Origin of the sequence: Serratia sp. BNK-12 (assembly GCF_047456085.1) — a bacterium.
GTDB classification, from domain to species: Bacteria; Pseudomonadota; Gammaproteobacteria; order Enterobacterales; family Enterobacteriaceae; genus Serratia; species Serratia liquefaciens.
Map to the genome: position 1 here is coordinate 2,975,282 of NZ_CP179896.1, position 18,671 is coordinate 2,993,952.

Consider the following 18,671-nt stretch of genomic DNA (forward strand, 5'->3'; position numbering starts at 1 on the left):
GTTATCATTTAACGCTAAAACACACTTACATATGTTTAACGATAGCGTCGCCAAACTCTGAACATTTCAGCAGTTTAGCGCCTTCCATCAGGCGTTCGAAGTCATAGGTCACGGTCTTGGCAGCGATAGCGCCTTCCATGCCTTTAACAATCAGGTCAGCCGCTTCGAACCAGCCCATGTGGCGCAGCATTAGATTGATAGTATATTAGCAATATATTGATTATTATAGAGAATAAAACAAAAAACTTGCCATTATCGGTTGTCTTGTCATTATCGTAACTTATTGAATTGAAAACCTTAATGTTAGGTTTTGATAACTTGTTTTTCCCGAATTCCAGCGTACATTACCCTCTTCTAACCTATAGCCAAGGTAGCTAAACATGTGTCGTCGCTTTGCGACGATACAGACTCGAACCGATTACCTTATAGAACTACCTTTTTACCAATGCTAATCCACTGGTTTTAACTCAACAATAAACTCAGCGAATTCGTTATAGTACTCAAAATAGTTATTTAATTGTTCTTGAGTAACTTTTCTTACGGTTTTTCTTGGCCCATTAACCAATGGTGTTATTGTTGTTAAAAGATACTGCCTATTATAAGACTCATTTTCACATTCTTCATTTGAAATCTCGCACTCACTTATTATTTCTCCACTAGCATAATTAAACTCAATGTCATAACTCAACTCTTCAAGCAAAATCATTCCTGAGCTAATAACCCGTTCTTGGTCCTCTTCATCTATGTCAGCACCATGGATTGCTCTATTTGATATTGATATAACATCGAGTAATGGCCACCCCAAACTTTCGGCTATAACACCTTTTTCAATCAAAGACATGATTGATTGTTTTAGTGGTGGAATTTTAATGCCATCAGATTCACCCAGGTATTTTACATACATATAAATTCTTTTTTCAATCTCAATTCTAAGCTTCGCGAAAGCTAATGTTGGATCACGCCCCTTCAACTCATTTATTATCTCAATATCTTTCTCTAGCTTATATATTCTTTCGTTTGGATTCCTTTCTTGAGGCAACGACTCCTCCACTTTAAATACTAATTCATCAATTTCTTGACTATCTATTTTTTCAACTTCAAAATCACCATATTTTATTTTTTTTATTTCTTTCACATATGGAGATGACAGAATCACTAGCAATAAGAATACTGATATGACATCGACTTTTAAAAATGACAAGTTCAAAGTATTAATAATTAGCAACATGGCGGAAAAAAGGATAACTAGTTGCCATATCCTTAAACCCCGGATTTTCACTAAACCCCTTGAGGTTAAACCATTTAAATACGATTTAATATTGTTCATTATATCCATAAAATTCATCACCGATGTCCATTTTGAAATCTTCAAAATAAATGATAATGATACAGTTATAAATTATTTTCTCAATATACTTTAGCCATAGGGAGATCAGTTATGCGAGTTGTATAAGCTGGTGATAGTAGCTCACGCTTCATCGACCACATCTGTTGTGCTCCTTGTCCGGCAAAAAACAGCTTCCCCTTACCGGAGTTATTGATGTGGTCTAGTACCCCCATCAGCTTTTCGCTGTTATGCCTCGGTTGGTGCTCATCGAACAAACCCAATTGGGCAACGCCCTGGCTGAAGAAATCCTGCAGCATCACCCCGCCTTTCTGATACCGATGACCAGGTTGCCAAATCGCGTCAAGGCAGCGCATCGCGGCGGCGATAATGTCCCGCGTATCCTGCGTCGGCGTGCTCAGTTTTATACTGGCCGTATTGCCGTAGTATTCCTCATTGATAGAGAATGGACTGGTTTTAAGCCAGGCACTAACATGCCGGCAATACTGACGTTCTTCTCGTAATTTCTCCGCTGCACGTGTCGCATACATGCAGATTGCCTGATGCATCTGGTCATATTCAGTGATGCGATCTCCAAAGCTGCGGCTGCAAATGATCTGCTGCTTCGTCGGCGCGAATTCTTCAAGCTCAAGGCATGGTTGACCACGTAGTTCACGCACAGTCCGCTCTATCACAACGCTAAAGTGTTTGCGGATCATCGTCGTGCTGGCATCGGCCAACTGCAGCGCGGTTTCGATACCCATCATGTTGAGTCTTTTCGATATCCGTCGGCCGATACCCCAGACCTCATTCACCGGCAGTAAGTCCATAAGTTTGCGCTGGCGCCCTTCGTTGGACAGGTCCACAACCCCGCCAGTCTTGTCCCACGTCTTCGCCGCAAAGTTGGCCAGCTTCGCCAGTGTCTTGGTTTGGGCAATGCCAACCCCGACTGTTAGGCCGGTATTGCGTAACACTTTAGCCCTCACCTGGCGGCCAAAGGTTTCAAGGTCGATACAGTTACGCACGCCGGTCAGATCCATGAAACTCTCATCGATGGAGTAAATTTCTACGCGCGGTGCCATCTCTTCTAAAACGGCCATCACTCGCTGTGACATGTCAGCATAAAGCTCGTAATTACTGCTGAACGCTATGCCCCCGACGCTCTCAAATTCGCGCTTAACTTTGAAGTAGGGTTCGCCCATTTTCAGGCCCAGAGCCTTCGCCTCTTTGCTCCTGGCAACCACGCACCCATCATTATTCGAAAGAACGACAATGGGCCGGCCGCGCAGGTCTGGACGCCACAAAGTTTCGCAGCTCGCATAAAAGCTATTCACATCAGCAAGCGCATACATTACTTAAGCCTCGTTATCGATGACACCACGACGCCTATCACCTCCAAATCGTCACCGCTGTCATGGAGTAGGATCGGCTCATACTTTGGATTCATTGGCTCCAGCTGCGCGCGCGGATGCAAGCAGAGACGTTTCACAGTGAACTCGCCGGCGATGCTGGCAATAACTATATCACCATGAGCTGGGTTGATACTGCGATCGACAACGAGCATAGAGCCCTCCGTGATGCCCGCCTCCAGCATCGAGTCGCCGGTCGCATAGAGGAAATAGGTCGCGTTAGGGTGGCTGATGCAGTATTCGTTCAAGTCGATACGTGAACTGACGTAATCAGCCGCAGGACTGGGAAAGCCCGCTGGTACTTTATCGGAAAACAGCGGGATCTCTAGTTTGGTGGGGTTTGGTGTTGGATAAAAGAAAGTCATAATGTTGCCCTGATACTGTTTTTTTATACAGTATAAGCGCAAGTTTTTAGCGGGGGAAAGTTCGGAAATCTCTCAGAAAGGTAGGATATTGATCGGTAAAGAAAGATAGTTCTGATGAATGAAGATGAAGTTCTACCAGTATCTGGCCTACGTGAATAAGTACACAAGCACGATAAAAACTTAAGCCATTATACGTTCCCCCAACACAACTGCAGTTCTGTAGCCCCTACCGAGACATTTCAATGTACAGACAAGCCTGGTAGTCACTTGGCTAATCGTAAGCGATCGTTTTCAACGATCAATCTGCAACTAATTGATCGGCAATACCCATTTGCAACTCCAAGATAATACACGCACCATTAATAATGATTTTCATATGGAGGTGTATCATGTCTGCACACAACATGACGTTTTGCAGAACGTGCGGGTTATGGATAGCTGAAACCACCGGTTGGGCAAACGGCGAACCGAGCTACTGTGAGAAGTGCAAGCCACCATCAATTTTAAGACGTGCTGCGACAAGATTCGGAAACATTATCCGAACGATATTTATTGGTATGATTAAAAGATAAAAAATCCACCAGCACCAGGGATACTAAAAGAGGCAGATTATCTGCCTCTTTTTCTTTATAAACTTCAATGTAATTATGGTACCGATGGGGCCATATCCCCAAACGTATATTTAACGCTTACCCCCCACGCTACTCCCTCTTTGTAATCTTCTAAAACTCCGGAAACAACATCCATTAATTTAATGGGGGCGCCAACAATGGCCAATATCATGACAGAATGCTGACGCCAGACTCCACCGACCTTTTTACTTGTCGTCCCGACACTTAACGTATACTGCAAAGGGATCCCCGAGCTATCACAGGGTATTTTCCCCAGCGTGATATCAACAATGACCGCACCATTAGCCGTACTTGGTACTCGGCTAAGCATAAGGGTATTTTTCACTCTCCAAATGCCGCCCGTTTCACTAAAAGCGTTATCCTTAGTGAAGTCAGGCCCCGCACTGGTACTCACATACGTGCCGGTAATACCCACGCAAGGGGTCTTGTAACGGTCTAACAGAAGTCCCGCGTCACTCTTACTTAGCAGATTATTTGCGCTGGGGTCTAACTTGATATCACCAGGCGATCCCCCATCGAGTAAGTCAACGATATCTTGTATTGTCGCCGCCTCAGTCACTCCTTCATTAACAACGGGAACTAAAGCAGTGAGGTTTAATTTATCAGTAGGTGGCAGCTTGGATATTGACAATGATAATTCATTATCTTGAATGTTTTGGCCACCTGATTTTAATTGTTGGGCAGTACGGACAAGCCTTAACTTTTCCATCATTTTACCTTACTTGAATAGCGTTAATCGAAATAGCCAATGCCATCGGATTTCTTTTCTTTCTTCGCAGCTTTCGCTTTGCTCTCTGCAGGCGGTTTAATATCAGTGACCAGGTTAAACGCCATCGCCAGGCCTGAGCTGCTCAAAGAAAACGCTAGGGACTCGATTAACCAGGTGCGATCCTCCTCCTCACCAAATCCCGCCGTTGTTATCCGACTTTCGGCAGTCAACGGCACATACTGCGGCCGGCCCGGCCCGCTTAGCGTCATTCTCCTTTCGTTCCGGTTGGCCTGCGTCATTTTTGACTTGGCGCTGCTGTCCGCCTGGGCTTTGCTCGACTGCGTGAAGGGGTTGGCCTGGTCGGGTCCGTCATGCTCCAGCGATTGAGTTTTCGTTCGACCATCAGCGGGATCGAAATAGGACACGCTCACTTTGCCCTTTTTGCCTTTACCGTCTGCCGTCTTCGCCGGCTTTCCCGTTGTGGCCCCGCGCTGGCCATCTGAATAGCTCCAGGAGGAAAGCGCCTCCCGGGTTATCTTTACGTTACTGAGGGCGCCACCGCTGGCGGTAGTTGCTTCCCCCTGCTCCAGAAACAACCAATAACCGCCGGCGGCCTTGCTCACCGCGTTATGCGCACGTGCCAGGCGGGTCATCAGCGCCGCGTCGGACTCTCTCACCTGGTCAATGTGTTCTATCGCGATGCTGGCCAACTGCGTGGCTATTTTGGGGATGAGGCCATTATCAGTTGCCACCGTTTTCACAATGTCCCCCAGCGTCACGCCGTCCCAGCTGCGGCTTTTCTGGCTCTGCACATCGCCAGGCTGTTTTTGCGCGTTCATTGGGGCCGATGTGGCGTAAAGCTGGATCTTGCGCGGTGGCCCGCTACTGGCGCGGCCAGACACCACAAACCAGCCCTTATCGACCAATTGACCATTAAAGCCCAGGGCAACACTCAGGCGGGCGCCTTTGGGCGGGAGTTTTAGCGTTTCCGACAGGAGGGTAATTTGCAGCTCGTCAGTTTTGCCCGTGGCGCCGCCGTTGTCCGTTAAGCTGATATCCACCAGGTTTTCACGAATGATCGCGGTTATATCCTGCCCCTCCGCAATAATGCGGAATTCTGGCCGGAATTCGGCCGGCTGTTTTTGTTGCATCGGTTAATCCCATAGCTGGATCGGTGATTCGGGCGTTGGTGTCTCTATGTCCGGCAGGGTAATGATTAACCCTGCCGGATAAACAGCCCCCAGCGCCGCCAGTTCGCGATTAGCGTCTAAAACCGTTACAACGGTCTGCGAAAGGTTCTCTGTGCCGTAGTGGGCCGCACAGACGGCATCCAGTACGTCACCCTCACGGGTTAGATAATTCGTCGGCATAGTGTTTTATCGTGATCGAGTAGGTTTTCTTGCGAGGAGCGCCGCCAGGCAAAAACGCCGGCGTCGTGTCGGTAAAATCGGTAATAACCCACCAGCCCAACACATCGCCGGCGCTGCTCACCAGTTGTTGAGGTTCGGCCTTGTCAGCCAGGTCATAAAGCGTATCAATGCTGGCCACACCGTTTCGAAACTGGGAATGCGCCTCCCCGTCCATTTTGACCGTCCGGGCGGATTTCCCTGTGTACTGCAGCAAGTCCTGTTTGCCGATCCGCTCCTGCTCACTCCAGCGCCAACGGGCTTCCCGCGTCAACTGGTTATAGGTCGTCGTGTCGATAGAAAATTCAAAGGTGCCGATCATCATCATAATGCTGGCGCTGTCCGCCGGCCGCCGTGCATCATAGGCGCCCGTGATCGTGCCAATAATGTCCACCATTACCAGGCCTCCGCTGGGTCATGCATCGCATTGTTGCCGTTGAATACATCCATATTTTTCATTGACGACACCGCGCTATCCGCCACCGCTTGCGCATCCTGGCCAGGTTGAGCGATCACCGTCATATTGACCTCTTGCCGGCGATTATCTGTCATCGCAGGCTTGTCGCCAGCGGCGCCTTGATTGGTCAGTGAAGACAGGAAAGAAAAGGCCCCTTCTAACGGATCATCACCTTTGTCAGTTTCCCCGATAGCGGCCAGCATCCGATCGTCGGCCTTATCCCAATACGCACCAGGACTCATAATCCGCTCGCTGGACAATGAATATTGCGCATCGCTGTAAATGCCCTGCAGTGCCTTCTGCTTCTCCGGGTCCTTCAAAAGGGATTCCAGCCAGGCAGACTGGCCCCGCGTTTGGGCAAAATCACGCGCGCCCTCGACGTCCCCTTTGCCGAGAGAGCGCACAATGGCTTTTTTGTCGCTCTGCTCATCGGGCAACAGCCAGGCTAATTTTCTGGCGATGGCCAGAAACAGCTTTGTGACAGTCATGATGCCGTTGGCGAACTCCACCAGGTTCGGGATCCATTTGTTCCTTATCGTGGTGGAAATAATGTCAATGCCGCCATTTTTGAACCAAGCGGAAAGCTCATCCGCTAGCTGCGTCACTTTCGGCGCCAACGAGCCGCCCAGTTTGCCGGCGATTTCCTCCACGGCCGATCCCCACACGCTGCGCAGATTACTAAAAGCAATATTGCCGCGAATGGCGCCATCAGCGCCCTCCTTCGTGACCAGGTTGTAACGCTTCTGCTGATCCATCATCTCCTTGTAGCTTTTGCCGGTCAGGCGCATGTACGTCAGGATTTTATTGGCCTCGCCCCCCATCAGCATATCGACCGCGGACGCCGCCTCCTGCTCGTCTTTGTGCGTTAGGGCGCGCTCCATGATTTTTTCAAACTGCTGCTCATTGGTCAGGCCGGCAAAATCGCCTGCGCCAAATTTCAGCATCTTGAAAGCATCGTTAAGCGAGGATTGCTCCCCGGTCGCCTTGTATTCGCCGACCTTGTTTTTCAGCTCCTCCAGGAGATCCCCAAAGTTCTCCCCATTCAGCCCCATCTGTTTCCCGAAACTGTCCCAGGCGTTATACGTCTCGATGCCCACGCCGTAGGTTCTCGCCTTGCCGACGGATTCAGCGGTCTGGGCGTTCATGTTCACGGGGGAAAGTATGGCGCCGGCCGCTGCCGCCAGCGCCCCACCGCCGAGGGTCATCCCGATCCCCGCTTTCAACGTTCGGCCAACCGCCGTTTTAGCTCCGGCGCCAAATCGGCGCAGACGTTCGGATCGTTGCAGGTCACGATTTAAGGCCACCTGAGCAGCATCCGCTTTTTTTATCTCACGCGTGACGCCGGCATAATCTCGTTTTAAGCCGGCAATATCCTTGCCGGCTAATTTGGCCTGCTTCATCTCTAAAGCCAGGGCCTTCTGTTGTTTGGTCAGCTTCTCAGACTGTTTTTCAACAGAACTCAGCCCCTTTTTCAGACCGTCCGTAGACCGGCCCCAGGAGGAGTCGATATTGCCGCCGAAACTGATAACGGCCTTTAATTTTTGGCTAAGTCCGGCCACGATTGATTATCTCCACTTCAAGCACCAGAAAATCACTAAACACGCTGAAAGGCATGTTCAGCCAGTCGCCCAGCGTGTAATGCAGCCGGCGCCCTAGCAGCCTTAGGCCTCGCTGGATGTCGATTTCTCCCGCTTTTCGGGCGGTAGCAAAAAATCGTTAAACATATCCTCCAACTGGGAGAAGTCCGCCGAGGTTAGGTTCTCTACGTCTCTTACGTTCATATCGCAAAGGTTGGCGATCATGGCCACCTCGTTCTCCAGGTCATTCCCTTTCATCCGGGAGAACTCGATACGGTCCCGCACCAGCGGCTCCCGCATGAAAACACGGGTAAGCGCGCTGCCGTCTTCGAGGGTCAACGGGGAATAGAAAGTGATCTCTTTTTTGTTCGCGGGGTAACTCATAAATAACTCCAATAAAAAAGCGGCCCGGGGGCCGCTTGATAACGAGGATGATTAAGGATTAAAGGCGGATTTTGGCGGCGATACCGCGCAACTGATCCACACCATTCACACGGCGAATAAAGCGCTCCGTGTCGATTTCGAACAGCTCGCGGCCTTCAAACGTTTGTTTGTAGTAATTGATCGCGATTTCGACCGTGGTGGCCTTTTCTGACAGCGCCTGGTTATCCCGGGCGTCAGGCGTAATTTTCGAAACAAATCCCTCTATCTCGTCAATCGCCCCCAGGGCACGGCCGTTACTGAGATAGCCCTCGTAGGCCGCAAAGCGATTGCGATTACCCGTCACAAAACCAAAGCGGGTCAGTATGTCCGTATCGATGCCGTAAAACTTGATCTGACAGGTTAGCGCCTCCATCCCGTCATCCATCGGCGTGGGGGCATCCTGCGCGCCGGTGCGCAGGTCTGTTTTGACGATCGACAGCTCCGGCGGCGTGTACTCATGTGCGCCCTGGATACGAAAACCGCCGGCGAAAAATGTCCAGGCTCTTACCGTTGCTTTATCGCTCATACCGTCCCCAGCTCCTCTACTGCATATTGGTTGTTAATGCGAACCCGCATCGTGATCCGTTCTGTCGGTGATTTTGGCCCAAAGTCATAATCGATATAGACCTCACCGGCCGCCAAGGTTTCGGCGGTGTTCAGCTCCTCATCCAGCCAGGCCCGGCCGCCAAAGATGGCTTTGAGCTTGGTCAGCGTGCGCATATAGGAGTTAATCGTGCCCAGAATGTCATCGACATTCTCTAGGTCGAGCGGCCGATCGACGTACAGCAAGGCCGTCTCCTGAATGCTGTCCTCGATAACGTCTGCAGTACGGCGCACCGATTCAAACTGCCATTGCGGATCCTGGATACACAGGCGGTTGCCCCAATGCCGGAAACCATCACGGCGAATAATGGTTGTGACGTTTTCCATGTTCAATAAGTTGGCCTGGCAGTTACGATCGCCGAGGATAAACTCGTCCACTTGTTCAACGCCGAGGATGTTCGCGATCGCCTGATTGGACTTGCTCCACCACCAGCCCTTTTCTAAATCAATCCGCGCGCGCAGGCCCGCAGCCGACGCGGAGTAAGGGCGAAAGGTGATTTCACCGTTGGCTTTCACTTTCGAGACTCGCGGGCGTAACAGCTCCACCCGGGCGCCATACATTTGGCGGCGGGTCACAACCTCCTGAGCCGTGGCCATCGATTCACAATCAACATAAGTCACCGCGCGCAATTTGTTTGCGGCCGTTTCCAGCGCCTTCCCGATCGCGTCGTCTTCACTGAAACCCGGGGCAATCAAAATGCGCGGCCGGTAACCGGTGATCGATTCGCTTAATGACCAGGCAGCCATAGCGGCGATAAGACTGGCCCGCACGTCTGGCTCCACCGAAAACGTCTGCTCTGTGAGCAACTTCGCCCCCCCTTCGGTCGTTAACTTCACCCCCTTCTCCGTACTGAGTACGGCAGCGGCTTTACCTTCCGCTTTATCCGCCGCACGCACGACGATGATCAGCGCGTTCGTTTGGTCGGTGATGTCCGTGATCGCCTCACCCAGGGTGCCAACGGCGCCGAGGGCGCTTAATTGGGTGCCGCCAATCACGGCCACCGGCGTATTCAGCGGAAACGGCTCATCGGTCCCGCCGGCTAACAGGGCCGTGAATGGCGCCACAATCCCCGGTGACGTGGTTTCAACGGCAATGATTTTGCTATCGGCCACGGCTTTCACCGCTGCAGTCACCTCGGCCGCTGTCGCTGTTATCACGCCCTCAGTATCTGAGCCCAGGATGATCGACAGCACCCCGGCTGCATAGCTGGCCGAGGTTTTCGCCCCTGCAGCGCCGGCGACTGCCTTAACACTGTACTGATTGCCCAGGCGCCCCGGCTCTGAGGCGTTAAACGTCAGTTCATTATCCAGCAACGGGGTGCCCGTGGTCCGGCTTGCTACCGTCCCTTTAGACGCGTTTGGCGCCGTACCCACCAGCCCGATAATCGCGGTCTGAATGGTTGTCACGGCTACCGAGCCGATATTCAGCTCTATTGTTTCCACACCATGTAAATCTGCCATTGTTATCTCCAGGCATAAAAAAACCGCCGGCGGCGGTCAGGGGATTGTTTTATCAGGCTGGCAACGCGGGCCAGGGGATATCAGGGGCCTGGCCGATATCAACACGGCTTAACAGCACGCGGTATTTTTTCCAGTTGGCCAGGCGTTGATCGTCGCCCTCTTCGCTCATTCCTGTCTCTGCAGCGTCGTTAAGCAATTCAATCTGCTGATCTGCCTGCTGCCGCAACTGCTGCCGGGTTTGCGCGGCTTGCTCTACAGCGGCCAGCTGTTTGGCGGCGGTATCTGTTACCCACTGCTCACCGTCCCACTGGTCCCAGGGCGTTACCGGCGGCGTAAAGGTACAGTCAGGGGGCAAGATAAAATAGGCGTCGGGCACAGCCTGAGGGCGACCGTCGGCGGTGTAATAAGTCTGCCCGGTCCGGTCTTCAATTTGCTGCCAGGCGTCGCCCGTATACAAAACAGCATGGCCAGGTTCTGCAGCCGGCGGCGCGACGGTCACAGCCCATTCAGGCAGCGCGGCCAGCTCCATCATGACAAACTGATTTCCACGCTGATCCCAATAGGTGGATCCGCGCACATCGGGAATATACGCCCAGTTCGAGCCGTCCCATACCCCCGCCTGGCCTGCCTTCGGATTGCACTTCAACGGGGTGCAATTCGCCGGCAATCCCGTGTGTGGTGCCACGTAAAAATTGAGGGAGCCGGTAAAAATGCCGGCATCATCAAAGCGATAAACCCATACCCAACGGGGAATATCCGAAAATTCAAAGCTCTCTGTCATGCCAGCCTCACAATGTAGTTAAATGCTATGTTATCAACGGTGTTTTTCGCGGCGCCAAAGGCATCAATACGTAAACCGTGACCGTGCCACCCTAACGGGAGGTTGTGTTTATGCGGGGGAACACCTTCAATCAGCCCGTAATCAGTAAACCCGCGATCCTGGTCAATGGTGTGACGGCTACTTGTCCCACCATCCAATGAGGTATTGGAAGGGTAAGAGCGCAGTTTCGGGCTATATCCTCCGCTCTCTGTTGTTTCTGGTGAACCCAGGTCCGTTCCGACCACCTCACCGCCATGCCCGTGGCTTTTAACCTCACCATCAGCCAACGATAACGGGCCGCGATCATCCGGTTTCCCCAAAATGGTCCGGCCTCGCATGTCGGGAAAAACACCCGACGGGAACGCCTGCGCCGTGCGCGGATAGGCGTTTTTATCAAAGGCCTGTCCCAGCATTAAGGCATGGCCAGGCGGCGGGGAATCACCCGAAAACGGCAGAGGCACAATCGGTTGCTGTTCTTCTATCGCAAACGTCCCGGCTTTACTTCTTAGGCCTCCGGTTTGGGTATCAAACTCCCATATGCATTCCTGGCCACTGTCGCCAATTGCATGGATAACCGGATGGGCGTGCATATCAACGCCGGGCATGAGATAGCCAAAGCTAACGGCCGTTGGCCATCCCTTAGCCTTTCTTGTTCCGCGCCCCTTCACCAGGGGAACATACGCCCCCCCAGAATTAACGGGCCATTGATAATCAGGCGAATAAAATGGGGCGTGGTTGTTTAACTGGTCCTTATACATGCCAGAACCTTCCGGCACGCCGCTTGTGCCATTTGCCTGGAACATTGGCGCGCCCAGATCGCCCGTCGCCGTGTCGCCCTTCCTGAAAAGATAACGGGCGTCCGCTTCTTCAATCGTCAGCACCGATACATTCGGATCAATCTCCAGTACCACGCTTTCCGCGTGTACCAACGGCATAGCAAAGCTCACCACCAGCTCTTTTACTATTGAGTCGTTCTGCTCCGGTAGATAGGTATCGGGATAGGCGCCATAGGCAATCAGAACGCCGGCGCTACTCATCAGCCCAAACTCCCGGACCACTTTCCCTGGATAATCGCGGGCGTTTATAACTGCCTGGCCGGCAATCATGCCGCTACCCGATTCCCCCTGCGTAAAGGGCACATCCCCAAATTTATTGACCAGTTTGGTTACTGCAGGGTCAGGGGTCACAGATACCCCACCACCATCACCGAATGCGACGATCGGGATAGTGACCACCTCGCCGGCCTGATAAGCCGTCTCTATCGCCTCGGCGCCGACAGCGGTTAAAATTAATCCTGAGGCCATTATTTTTTCTCCACTTCAATCACTGCAGCCGTCGAATAATCGTTAGGGTCCCACGGCGAAACGCTGCCGGTTGTCGCAGAGGTTAACCGCACAAACCGGCTGAAATTTGAGGGACTCCCCGGGGAGGCAGTGACCCAGCGAGCTTCCTCCGAGGTTGAACCCATCCAAAACTTGCGCCAACCGTAGGCAACCATGTTTCCCCACTCCCCCCACAGATGCCCCATTTCGCGGACCTTTGTTCCGCCGGCTTGCGGCCAGCGAATTAAATCCTCAACCAGGCACATTCTGCCGCCCTGTTTTTCAATAAACGCGGGCATCTCAGACTGGCTAAGCTGAATATCTGCCGGCGTGGGAACAAGGTAACGAACAGGGTTGATTGCGTGGCTGATCGAGCGGTTACGAGCATCTGTCCCCGTGATAGCGACTGCCCCGGGACCGGTGATTGTTACCGTTCCGTCACTGGCCACCGTCGCCGGGCCTGTTACGTGCCAGGTGATCGCGCCAAAGTTGCCTTGCGTTACCAGCGTGTAAACAGCCCCATCAAACGACGACGTAGGCGCAAACTCCGACGTCATCCAGCCGTTGATATGTACGCCGATAAACTCAAACACAGGGATGATTGAGAATGACTCAGATGCAATCATGTAGCCGGCTAAAATCGCCTTACCGTCCAGGCTGCCTTTAAACGACACATCGAACCAGGAGCGCAGGTTTTTACCTTTCATTACCGCGCTTTTCAGGTCCTGCACGTCCGTTAAGGTGATCGGCCGGTCGTCCTGGGTCACATCGAGAGAGAACGTGTAAGGCTCTCCCCGGGGCGTTTTTTCGAACCACTCGACTACATCACTGGCGAACGGTGAAGAGGATAACGACATTTCGATCGCCGCCCGGGTCCCCCTGTGTCGATGGATATACGCCGCCCGGGCGATTGCCGCCCGTTTCTCCGCCTCTGTCCAATCCGTGTTCCAGGTGTCCACGCTGTACTCCCACGCCAGCCACGGCAGCAGCTCAACAGGGCACAACGCCGGATTTTTCACTATCCGGATCAGGTCAGGGATAGAGAGCACCTCCTCAATTGTCGCCTGTTCCAGGGCGCGCTCTGGCGGGATGGCATTGGGCGGGAGGAGGGTTTTAAATTTATTCGGCATTAATGATCACCTTACGCAGCGTGACTTTTGAACATCGCGGCGCTTGCCCCATTGCCATGCTGATATCTGCAGCGGGTGAAGTGAGTTTTACCGTCACTATTCCGGCTTGATGCAATGCGCGGTCAATGGCCGAGCGCGACACCAGCCGGCCGAGACGGTTAACAATGGCCAGGTACTTGACCAGCTCATCCTCTGCCGCTTTCATCACCGTGTCAGTGTCCGGGCCGTAGGGGATCTGGATATCTGCGGTGACTTCAAAATCCACCATTTCCGCCGGCTTCACCGTGACAAAATCGGTCAGCGGCCGGACCTCTTTTTTATTGACCGCTTCGGCAACCTTTTTCAGCACCTCCGCCGACGGGATCCCCCCATTGGTCCGGGACAGCACATAGAGATACACCTCTCCAAGCCGTTGATGATCTTCGGGGCCGTATGCCCGAACATCTAAAACGTCAGGGTCTGCAGACGCGGCAAAAAAGGTGTAGGTGTTTTCGGCGCCGGCGGTACTTAACCGGGACCAAGCCAGTTGTATCCGGGTTCTAAACGCCTCGTCGTCTTCATAGACTGGTGCCACTGGCGGGACGGCGTTCGGGTCGCCCGGTGTTATCAGCAAGCGCAACACATCAAAATTAGCGCCCAACTGATCCAGGTCGTTCCCTTGGGCGCTGGCCAACAGCACCGCACGAATAGAGTCATTCATGCCCTGGCGGATCAGTGTTGAGTGATACGCCAGGACCTCCCCTTGTTTAAACACCGGGTCAGACTCCAGCAAGGCATCATAATCCGGGTCCAGCTCGCGGAGTCGCGCCAGCCAGCCGGCAAAAATCAGCGCGGGGTCAGGGACTTTCACCGCGTCAGGAACGGGCAATTCTGAAAGGTTAATCGTCGCGGAATTGGTCGCCATTTATCGTTAACTCCTCCAAAGTGATCGGGTAGCCCGTTTCTGTGTTAATGCCGTAAATCGTCAAATCAAATTGCCCGGCACCGTCAAACTGTACCGCCACCGTTTTCACCTGCAGACGCGGCTCCCACTTCGCCAGGGCGCTGGCCGTGGCGGCGATGATATGCACCCGCGTGCTTTCGTCCTGAGGATTGTCCACCAGGTCCAGTAAATCGCTGCCGTAATCCCGGACCAGAACGCGGCTACCGATCGGCGTGGTCAGGATGTCAAAGACGGACTGGCGCAAGTGAGCGGTTCCCGCCAAGCGTTTACCGGTGGCTGCATTAACTCCCTGCATAGTGCCCCCATAAAAAAACCCGCCGGAGCGGGTTACATTTCGTTGTTCGGTTTGTCGGTGTCCCCGCCATGCGGATCGGGATGTGTGTGGTCGTTGAAAATTTCCCGGATCCGGGCCAGCGTGCTTTTGCCGTCGGAAATTTCTCCCGTGGCGGACAGGTCCCCGGTGACTGCAGTATCCGCCTGCAGCTCCGTTTTTCCTTTAACCGTCAACGTGTCCGTTATCTCTACCGGCCCGCGCAACGTCCCTTTACCGATAATTTCATAGGTGCCGCCCTCCGGCAGTGCCAGCGTAAAGGCGTGGTCTTCGCGGTTGTAGCGAAGCTCGGCGCCGTCGCTGTATCGGGTGATGTGCTCCGCCTCGCTGCCTTCTGGCGCCGGCATGGCGCCCGTATTCCAGCCAGGGAAAACCCGGCCGTTATTCAGTTCGCCAGCCTCAGATAACACGGTCACAGGGTCCCCAACTGCGCAGGGGTTGGAGTCGCTGCGATGGGCGCCAGCGAAACCCTGGCACATCGGGAGCCAGGTTGTGATGTTATCGCCTATATCCACCCGGCAAAACGGCTGCTTGCCATGCTTTACCGAATGAATAACCCCTCGGCGGACCATATTGGCAACCCGGCGCTGCAGGTCTGATAACGCGTCATCACTCATCGCCGGGGCCCTCTTTTTTCTCGTAGATCAGCCGATAGCCGTCAATGTGCGCGCTGCCGATATTCGGAGCCTTGCCCAAAAATACCTTTTTCAGTGGGCCAGCTTTCGATTCAAACGGATCTTCACCCATCGCGGCCACCTGGGTGAAGGTGATCCGCCAGACGATGTAATCATCCATCGCCACATCAAAATCATCGGGCCCGGCTCTGACAAACTCCGCCGGCTCCAGCCCTTCAAGCCCAAACGTTTTACCCTCTATCCATTGGCTAAGGTCAGCTGCAGCCGTGCGAATATAAATCTGAGGTTTTGAAATGTCGGCCGTCGCTGAGCGGTCCACAACAACAAAGAGATCGTGCTCAAATTCAACGCGCAACTGACCATCAGAGCCGGGAGAATTCTCCCAGCCGGCGATAGACAAATACACCGCCGGCGTTTCCAACTGCGTGACCACTTCCGGGTAATCGTCAGCATTGATCACCCACGCAATTTCGCGCAGCGCAGACAATATCGCATCGTGATAGCTGGCCATTAAAATCGGTGTTGGCATACGTCCCTCACACGTTGATCCGCATCTTCACGCGGCCTTTTAAATCCGTTTCAAAGTGATGGAAGAAAATTCGCGAAACATCTGAAAAGGCGTTGTCCTCGATGTAGTCCAGCATCGGGGCGTAAATATCGACCTCGGCCTCTTTCGCGCGGCGGGTCTGCGGATCCCGAATTAATATCGTTCGCCGACCGGCGCGCGTTCGGCCCACCTCGCCATCAGGGAAGTTTTTGGCCGTCAGCAATTCACCTTTAGGCTCAAAACCGACTTCCGCCGATGCCCTACGCCTGGCGGCAATAAATCGCCCTGTCTGGGGGTCCCTGCGGTCATGGTGGGGACGGAGCCGGCCCTTAACACGGCCTTTGAGATCCTTAACCTTGATTGCATTCAGACCAAACCACAATTTCCCCTCGTCCAGCTGCGCGCCACGGGTTAAGCGAAACGACAACAGACGCTTACGAATAAGGGATAAGTTACGGGGCGCTATACCGGCTTTCATATCCCCAACAACGCGTTTTTTTAGCGTTGTCATGGTGCGATTTAAGGCCCTGCTATACGCGCGCATGTATTGCGTATGGTTGGCGCCGGCAGAAATAGCGATCCGCTGTAGTACCTGCAGATCGATATCAAAGGGTAAATCTCGCCTTAACCTGCTTGCTCGGGCCATATCATTTACTCCATTTGTCGATCGCCGGCGCGGGCTTCCCTGGCACTCCGCGCGCCAATGTAACAACACAGGTTCCTGTGTCGTCCGGGCCGACCTTCACCACCCAAAAGGACTCTGCGCCAATCTCCACCCGATCTTTCGGTTTCAGGCCTGCAATCAGCGCCGTTTTAACAAATAGCCGAGGGGCGACGTCCTGAACCGTTGCGGCGCCATAAGGCAGGGAAGTATCAGCGGCAGGCTCATCGAAAACGGCACGGACAGGCGTCGGCGCACCATTGATAGACACCACCATTTCCCGCCCCATCACCTCAATAATTCGGCTGTCAGCATCGAAAATGGCCTCATCAAAAAGGTTATCGAACCCATCCATGCCGCCCCCTTAAAGCTCTGTCGCGTGGCCAGCGTCTTCCAGCTCGTCCACGTCCGAGGCCAGAACGCGGACCGTATCGCCGGCATACGCCATTTTCACCGGTTGATTTCGCGTTTCATGCAATGCATTGATATGCAACGTCGTCAGCACGCGAACCGGTACCCACTCGATTTCGCCTTCTGATTTTGGCGCCATTGGCTGGCGTTGTTCGGTGGTCGTCTGCAGCAACGGACCGGAACCAGACGCCCCACCGGTGCCACCGTCTGTACCGTCGCCGTCTTCCTCCAGAGCCTCGATTTCCTCTTCGGCTTCACGGATCCGCAGTTGCAGATCTGCGATAGTCCCTTCTGTGCTCAGCTCACGGCCCAGCACCTTACCCAGCTCGTCCAACTTGGTGATCAACTCGTCTTTATTAGCCATTGTGTGCTCTCTCTAAAACAGGGGAAAAGGGGCCGTAGCCCCTGCCTGATTAATCGGCGTTATGCGATTGTGATGACAACGAAATTGTCAGGCTCTGGCAGCACCATGAGCGGGGCGGATTGAGTCATCGTGTATTCGCTGCTCACGTCGCCTTTTGTGATCCAGTTTTTCGGATAACGTTTAGCGACGGTGATCCCTTCTGCGACAAATTCCGCATCATGGATCATGCCGTAACAGCGGATACCATCAGCCAACGTATTCCCCAGCACAATGGTGTTATCCGGCATATAGCGCGCTGTTTTGCCGTCCTCTTTCGCGTATTGGCCTTTTGTCACAACAATAGCCAGGTCGCCGTAATAGCCTTTGAAGGAGACAATCGCCCCCAGGTCTTTCAACGCCGTTTCCAGCTGAGAATTAGACCCGCGACGGGTATCCATCTTTTCACGGAACAACTTGAACCCGTTCAAGACGCGCCAGGACAACCCGTCCATCACGGCAATATTGATGGCCCCGTTACTTTGGTCAGCGTACATATCCAGATCAAACGTTGGGTCAAAGGTGTCCTGGTCCTGTTTTGACCAGGCCGCCGCGCCGCTCTGAATAATGTTGTTTGCAGGGTTCCGACCAAAATCGACTTCAACTTTCTCGAATTGCTCCCCCTCCATCAGATATTTACCCTTTAATACCGCCTGAACAGCCTGCATTTCTTCAACCTGAACAATGGATTCCTCTTCCTGTTTCAGATTCTGCGCAATAACACGTTCACGCCTGTACGCCGGATCCGCCAACATTGCAGGGTCCTCGCCCGGCAAACGGTCAACGACCATATCCGGTGTAACCTGGTGTTTCGGTTTGACATACCCGGGCTTTAGCGTGCGTGTCATCCCCCCCAAATTACGTAAAACCTTGCCCTCTACCTGAGGAGAAACGTACATGGCTATCGGCGCCCGACCGGTAATTTTGTCCAGCATCACCTCTTTGGTATCGAAAGTGATTTCACGCTTAAAAAACAGATTCAGGAACAACGCATTAAACTTGAGTTTGTCCTGGGTTACGCCAATCAGTTGACGCGTGGTAAACAGGCCCATAGGCCCTCCTTCTGGTAATAAAAAGGCCGCCAATTGGCAGCCTTTAGTTATGA

Annotated in this window: 22 protein-coding genes and 1 pseudogene; all 23 read right to left on the reverse strand. The window is 53.1% G+C overall.

The annotated features are described in order from the left end of the window. Nucleotides 1–25: 25 nt before the first annotated feature. A pseudogene (locus ACMGG1_RS13690) lies at nt 26–193 on the reverse strand (isocitrate/isopropylmalate family dehydrogenase); the annotation flags it as partial. Between the two features lie 255 nt (nt 194–448). Continuing rightward, nucleotides 449–1,327 carry a hypothetical protein gene (locus tag ACMGG1_RS13695; protein ID WP_253275387.1) on the reverse strand — a complete coding sequence of 293 codons (879 nt, stop codon included), beginning with the start codon at nt 1,325–1,327 and terminating at the stop codon, nt 449–451. An 80-nt stretch (nt 1,328–1,407) separates the two neighbouring features. Next, the gene (gene umuC, locus ACMGG1_RS13700; RefSeq protein WP_414160739.1) at nt 1,408–2,676 is read right to left on the reverse strand and encodes a translesion error-prone DNA polymerase V subunit UmuC; all 1,269 of its coding nucleotides are present in this window, start codon (nt 2,674–2,676) and stop codon (nt 1,408–1,410) included. Then, nucleotides 2,676–3,098, reverse strand: a complete 423-nt coding sequence (gene umuD, locus ACMGG1_RS13705; RefSeq protein WP_017892557.1) for a translesion error-prone DNA polymerase V autoproteolytic subunit — start codon at nt 3,096–3,098, stop codon at nt 2,676–2,678. Before umuD ends, umuC begins: the two co-directional genes overlap by 1 nt. Before the next feature lie 645 nt (nt 3,099–3,743). Further along, nucleotides 3,744–4,442 carry a hypothetical protein gene (locus tag ACMGG1_RS13710; protein ID WP_414160740.1) on the reverse strand — a complete coding sequence of 233 codons (699 nt, stop codon included), beginning with the start codon at nt 4,440–4,442 and terminating at the stop codon, nt 3,744–3,746. A 20-nt stretch (nt 4,443–4,462) separates the two neighbouring features. Further along, nucleotides 4,463–5,590: a contractile injection system protein, VgrG/Pvc8 family gene (locus tag ACMGG1_RS13715; RefSeq protein WP_414160741.1), complete on the reverse strand. Its 1,128-nt coding sequence runs from the start codon at nt 5,588–5,590 to the stop codon at nt 4,463–4,465. A 3-nt stretch (nt 5,591–5,593) separates the two neighbouring features. Further along, nucleotides 5,594–5,809 carry a tail protein X gene (locus ACMGG1_RS13720; RefSeq protein WP_122080606.1) on the reverse strand — a complete coding sequence of 72 codons (216 nt, stop codon included), beginning with the start codon at nt 5,807–5,809 and terminating at the stop codon, nt 5,594–5,596. Beyond that, nucleotides 5,784–6,242, reverse strand: coding sequence for a phage tail protein (locus tag ACMGG1_RS13725; protein ID WP_414160742.1), 459 nt, complete (start codon nt 6,240–6,242; stop codon nt 5,784–5,786). The genes ACMGG1_RS13720 and ACMGG1_RS13725 overlap by 26 nt, the downstream gene beginning before the upstream one ends. Continuing rightward, nucleotides 6,242–7,861, reverse strand: coding sequence for a hypothetical protein (locus ACMGG1_RS13730; RefSeq protein ID WP_414160743.1), 1,620 nt, complete (start codon nt 7,859–7,861; stop codon nt 6,242–6,244). The genes ACMGG1_RS13725 and ACMGG1_RS13730 overlap by 1 nt, the downstream gene beginning before the upstream one ends. 102 nt (nt 7,862–7,963) lie before the next feature. Next, on the reverse strand, nt 7,964–8,263 hold the full coding sequence (locus ACMGG1_RS13735) for a phage tail assembly protein (RefSeq protein WP_259188865.1): 300 nt from the start codon (nt 8,261–8,263) through the stop codon (nt 7,964–7,966). Between the two features lie 58 nt (nt 8,264–8,321). After that, the gene (locus ACMGG1_RS13740) at nt 8,322–8,828 is read right to left on the reverse strand and encodes a phage major tail tube protein (protein ID WP_261255553.1); all 507 of its coding nucleotides are present in this window, start codon (nt 8,826–8,828) and stop codon (nt 8,322–8,324) included. Beyond that, nucleotides 8,825–10,366 (reverse strand): phage tail sheath family protein, encoded by a 1,542-nt coding sequence (locus ACMGG1_RS13745; protein WP_261255555.1) that lies wholly within the window; start codon nt 10,364–10,366, stop codon nt 8,825–8,827. The genes ACMGG1_RS13740 and ACMGG1_RS13745 overlap by 4 nt, the downstream gene beginning before the upstream one ends. 52 nt (nt 10,367–10,418) lie before the next feature. Then, nucleotides 10,419–11,147 (reverse strand): tail fiber assembly protein, encoded by a 729-nt coding sequence (locus ACMGG1_RS13750; RefSeq protein WP_122078812.1) that lies wholly within the window; start codon nt 11,145–11,147, stop codon nt 10,419–10,421. Further along, complete coding sequence (locus ACMGG1_RS13755) at nt 11,144–12,490, reverse strand: phage tail protein (protein ID WP_017892545.1); 1,347 nt, start codon at nt 12,488–12,490, stop codon at nt 11,144–11,146. The genes ACMGG1_RS13750 and ACMGG1_RS13755 overlap by 4 nt, the downstream gene beginning before the upstream one ends. Beyond that, entirely contained in the window at nt 12,490–13,638 is a 1,149-nt protein-coding gene (locus tag ACMGG1_RS13760) for a phage tail protein I (RefSeq protein WP_414160744.1), read from the reverse strand. Before ACMGG1_RS13760 ends, ACMGG1_RS13755 begins: the two co-directional genes overlap by 1 nt. Next, nucleotides 13,628–14,542: a baseplate J/gp47 family protein gene (locus ACMGG1_RS13765; RefSeq protein ID WP_414160745.1), complete on the reverse strand. Its 915-nt coding sequence runs from the start codon at nt 14,540–14,542 to the stop codon at nt 13,628–13,630. Before ACMGG1_RS13765 ends, ACMGG1_RS13760 begins: the two co-directional genes overlap by 11 nt. Then, the gene (locus ACMGG1_RS13770) at nt 14,517–14,876 is read right to left on the reverse strand and encodes a GPW/gp25 family protein (RefSeq protein WP_122078803.1); all 360 of its coding nucleotides are present in this window, start codon (nt 14,874–14,876) and stop codon (nt 14,517–14,519) included. The genes ACMGG1_RS13765 and ACMGG1_RS13770 overlap by 26 nt, the downstream gene beginning before the upstream one ends. A gap of 32 nt (nt 14,877–14,908) precedes the next feature. After that, nucleotides 14,909–15,529, reverse strand: coding sequence for a phage baseplate assembly protein V (locus ACMGG1_RS13775; protein WP_414160746.1), 621 nt, complete (start codon nt 15,527–15,529; stop codon nt 14,909–14,911). Further along, a complete protein-coding gene (locus ACMGG1_RS13780; protein ID WP_414160747.1) occupies nt 15,522–16,076 on the reverse strand; it encodes a hypothetical protein in 555 nt (184 codons plus the stop codon). Before ACMGG1_RS13780 ends, ACMGG1_RS13775 begins: the two co-directional genes overlap by 8 nt. Before the next feature lie 7 nt (nt 16,077–16,083). Continuing rightward, complete coding sequence (locus tag ACMGG1_RS13785; RefSeq protein WP_414160748.1) at nt 16,084–16,740, reverse strand: hypothetical protein; 657 nt, start codon at nt 16,738–16,740, stop codon at nt 16,084–16,086. A 1-nt stretch (nt 16,741) separates the two neighbouring features. Then, nucleotides 16,742–17,110 (reverse strand): head-tail joining protein, encoded by a 369-nt coding sequence (locus tag ACMGG1_RS13790; RefSeq protein ID WP_414160749.1) that lies wholly within the window; start codon nt 17,108–17,110, stop codon nt 16,742–16,744. A 9-nt stretch (nt 17,111–17,119) separates the two neighbouring features. Then, entirely contained in the window at nt 17,120–17,530 is a 411-nt protein-coding gene (gene gpFI / locus ACMGG1_RS13795; RefSeq protein ID WP_122078196.1) for a DNA-packaging protein FI, read from the reverse strand. A 59-nt stretch (nt 17,531–17,589) separates the two neighbouring features. Next, nucleotides 17,590–18,618, reverse strand: a complete 1,029-nt coding sequence (locus ACMGG1_RS13800; RefSeq protein ID WP_122078792.1) for a major capsid protein — start codon at nt 18,616–18,618, stop codon at nt 17,590–17,592. Nucleotides 18,619–18,671 lie beyond the last annotated feature (53 nt).

Excerpts from the sequence above, each read along its gene's own strand:
- ACMGG1_RS13695 (WP_253275387.1), bottom strand. The coding sequence starts at position 1,327 with ATGAACAATATTAAATCGTATTTAAATGGTTTAACCTCAAGGGGTTTA.
- umuC (WP_414160739.1), bottom strand. The coding sequence starts at position 2,676 with ATGTATGCGCTTGCTGATGTGAATAGCTTTTATGCGAGCTGCGAAACT.
- umuD (WP_017892557.1), bottom strand. The coding sequence starts at position 3,098 with ATGACTTTCTTTTATCCAACACCAAACCCCACCAAACTAGAGATCCCG.
- ACMGG1_RS13710 (WP_414160740.1), bottom strand. The coding sequence starts at position 4,442 with ATGATGGAAAAGTTAAGGCTTGTCCGTACTGCCCAACAATTAAAATCA.
- ACMGG1_RS13715 (WP_414160741.1), bottom strand. The coding sequence starts at position 5,590 with ATGCAACAAAAACAGCCGGCCGAATTCCGGCCAGAATTCCGCATTATT.
- ACMGG1_RS13720 (WP_122080606.1), bottom strand. The coding sequence starts at position 5,809 with ATGCCGACGAATTATCTAACCCGTGAGGGTGACGTACTGGATGCCGTC.
- ACMGG1_RS13725 (WP_414160742.1), bottom strand. The coding sequence starts at position 6,242 with ATGGTGGACATTATTGGCACGATCACGGGCGCCTATGATGCACGGCGG.
- ACMGG1_RS13735 (WP_259188865.1), bottom strand. The coding sequence starts at position 8,263 with ATGAGTTACCCCGCGAACAAAAAAGAGATCACTTTCTATTCCCCGTTG.
- ACMGG1_RS13740 (WP_261255553.1), bottom strand. The coding sequence starts at position 8,828 with ATGAGCGATAAAGCAACGGTAAGAGCCTGGACATTTTTCGCCGGCGGT.
- ACMGG1_RS13745 (WP_261255555.1), bottom strand. The coding sequence starts at position 10,366 with ATGGCAGATTTACATGGTGTGGAAACAATAGAGCTGAATATCGGCTCG.
- ACMGG1_RS13750 (WP_122078812.1), bottom strand. The coding sequence starts at position 11,147 with ATGACAGAGAGCTTTGAATTTTCGGATATTCCCCGTTGGGTATGGGTT.
- ACMGG1_RS13755 (WP_017892545.1), bottom strand. The coding sequence starts at position 12,490 with ATGGCCTCAGGATTAATTTTAACCGCTGTCGGCGCCGAGGCGATAGAG.
- ACMGG1_RS13760 (WP_414160744.1), bottom strand. The coding sequence starts at position 13,638 with ATGCCGAATAAATTTAAAACCCTCCTCCCGCCCAATGCCATCCCGCCA.
- ACMGG1_RS13765 (WP_414160745.1), bottom strand. The coding sequence starts at position 14,542 with ATGGCGACCAATTCCGCGACGATTAACCTTTCAGAATTGCCCGTTCCT.
- ACMGG1_RS13770 (WP_122078803.1), bottom strand. The coding sequence starts at position 14,876 with ATGCAGGGAGTTAATGCAGCCACCGGTAAACGCTTGGCGGGAACCGCT.
- ACMGG1_RS13775 (WP_414160746.1), bottom strand. The coding sequence starts at position 15,529 with ATGAGTGATGACGCGTTATCAGACCTGCAGCGCCGGGTTGCCAATATG.
- ACMGG1_RS13780 (WP_414160747.1), bottom strand. The coding sequence starts at position 16,076 with ATGCCAACACCGATTTTAATGGCCAGCTATCACGATGCGATATTGTCT.
- ACMGG1_RS13785 (WP_414160748.1), bottom strand. The coding sequence starts at position 16,740 with ATGGCCCGAGCAAGCAGGTTAAGGCGAGATTTACCCTTTGATATCGAT.
- ACMGG1_RS13790 (WP_414160749.1), bottom strand. The coding sequence starts at position 17,110 with ATGGATGGGTTCGATAACCTTTTTGATGAGGCCATTTTCGATGCTGAC.
- gpFI (WP_122078196.1), bottom strand. The coding sequence starts at position 17,530 with ATGGCTAATAAAGACGAGTTGATCACCAAGTTGGACGAGCTGGGTAAG.
- ACMGG1_RS13800 (WP_122078792.1), bottom strand. The coding sequence starts at position 18,618 with ATGGGCCTGTTTACCACGCGTCAACTGATTGGCGTAACCCAGGACAAA.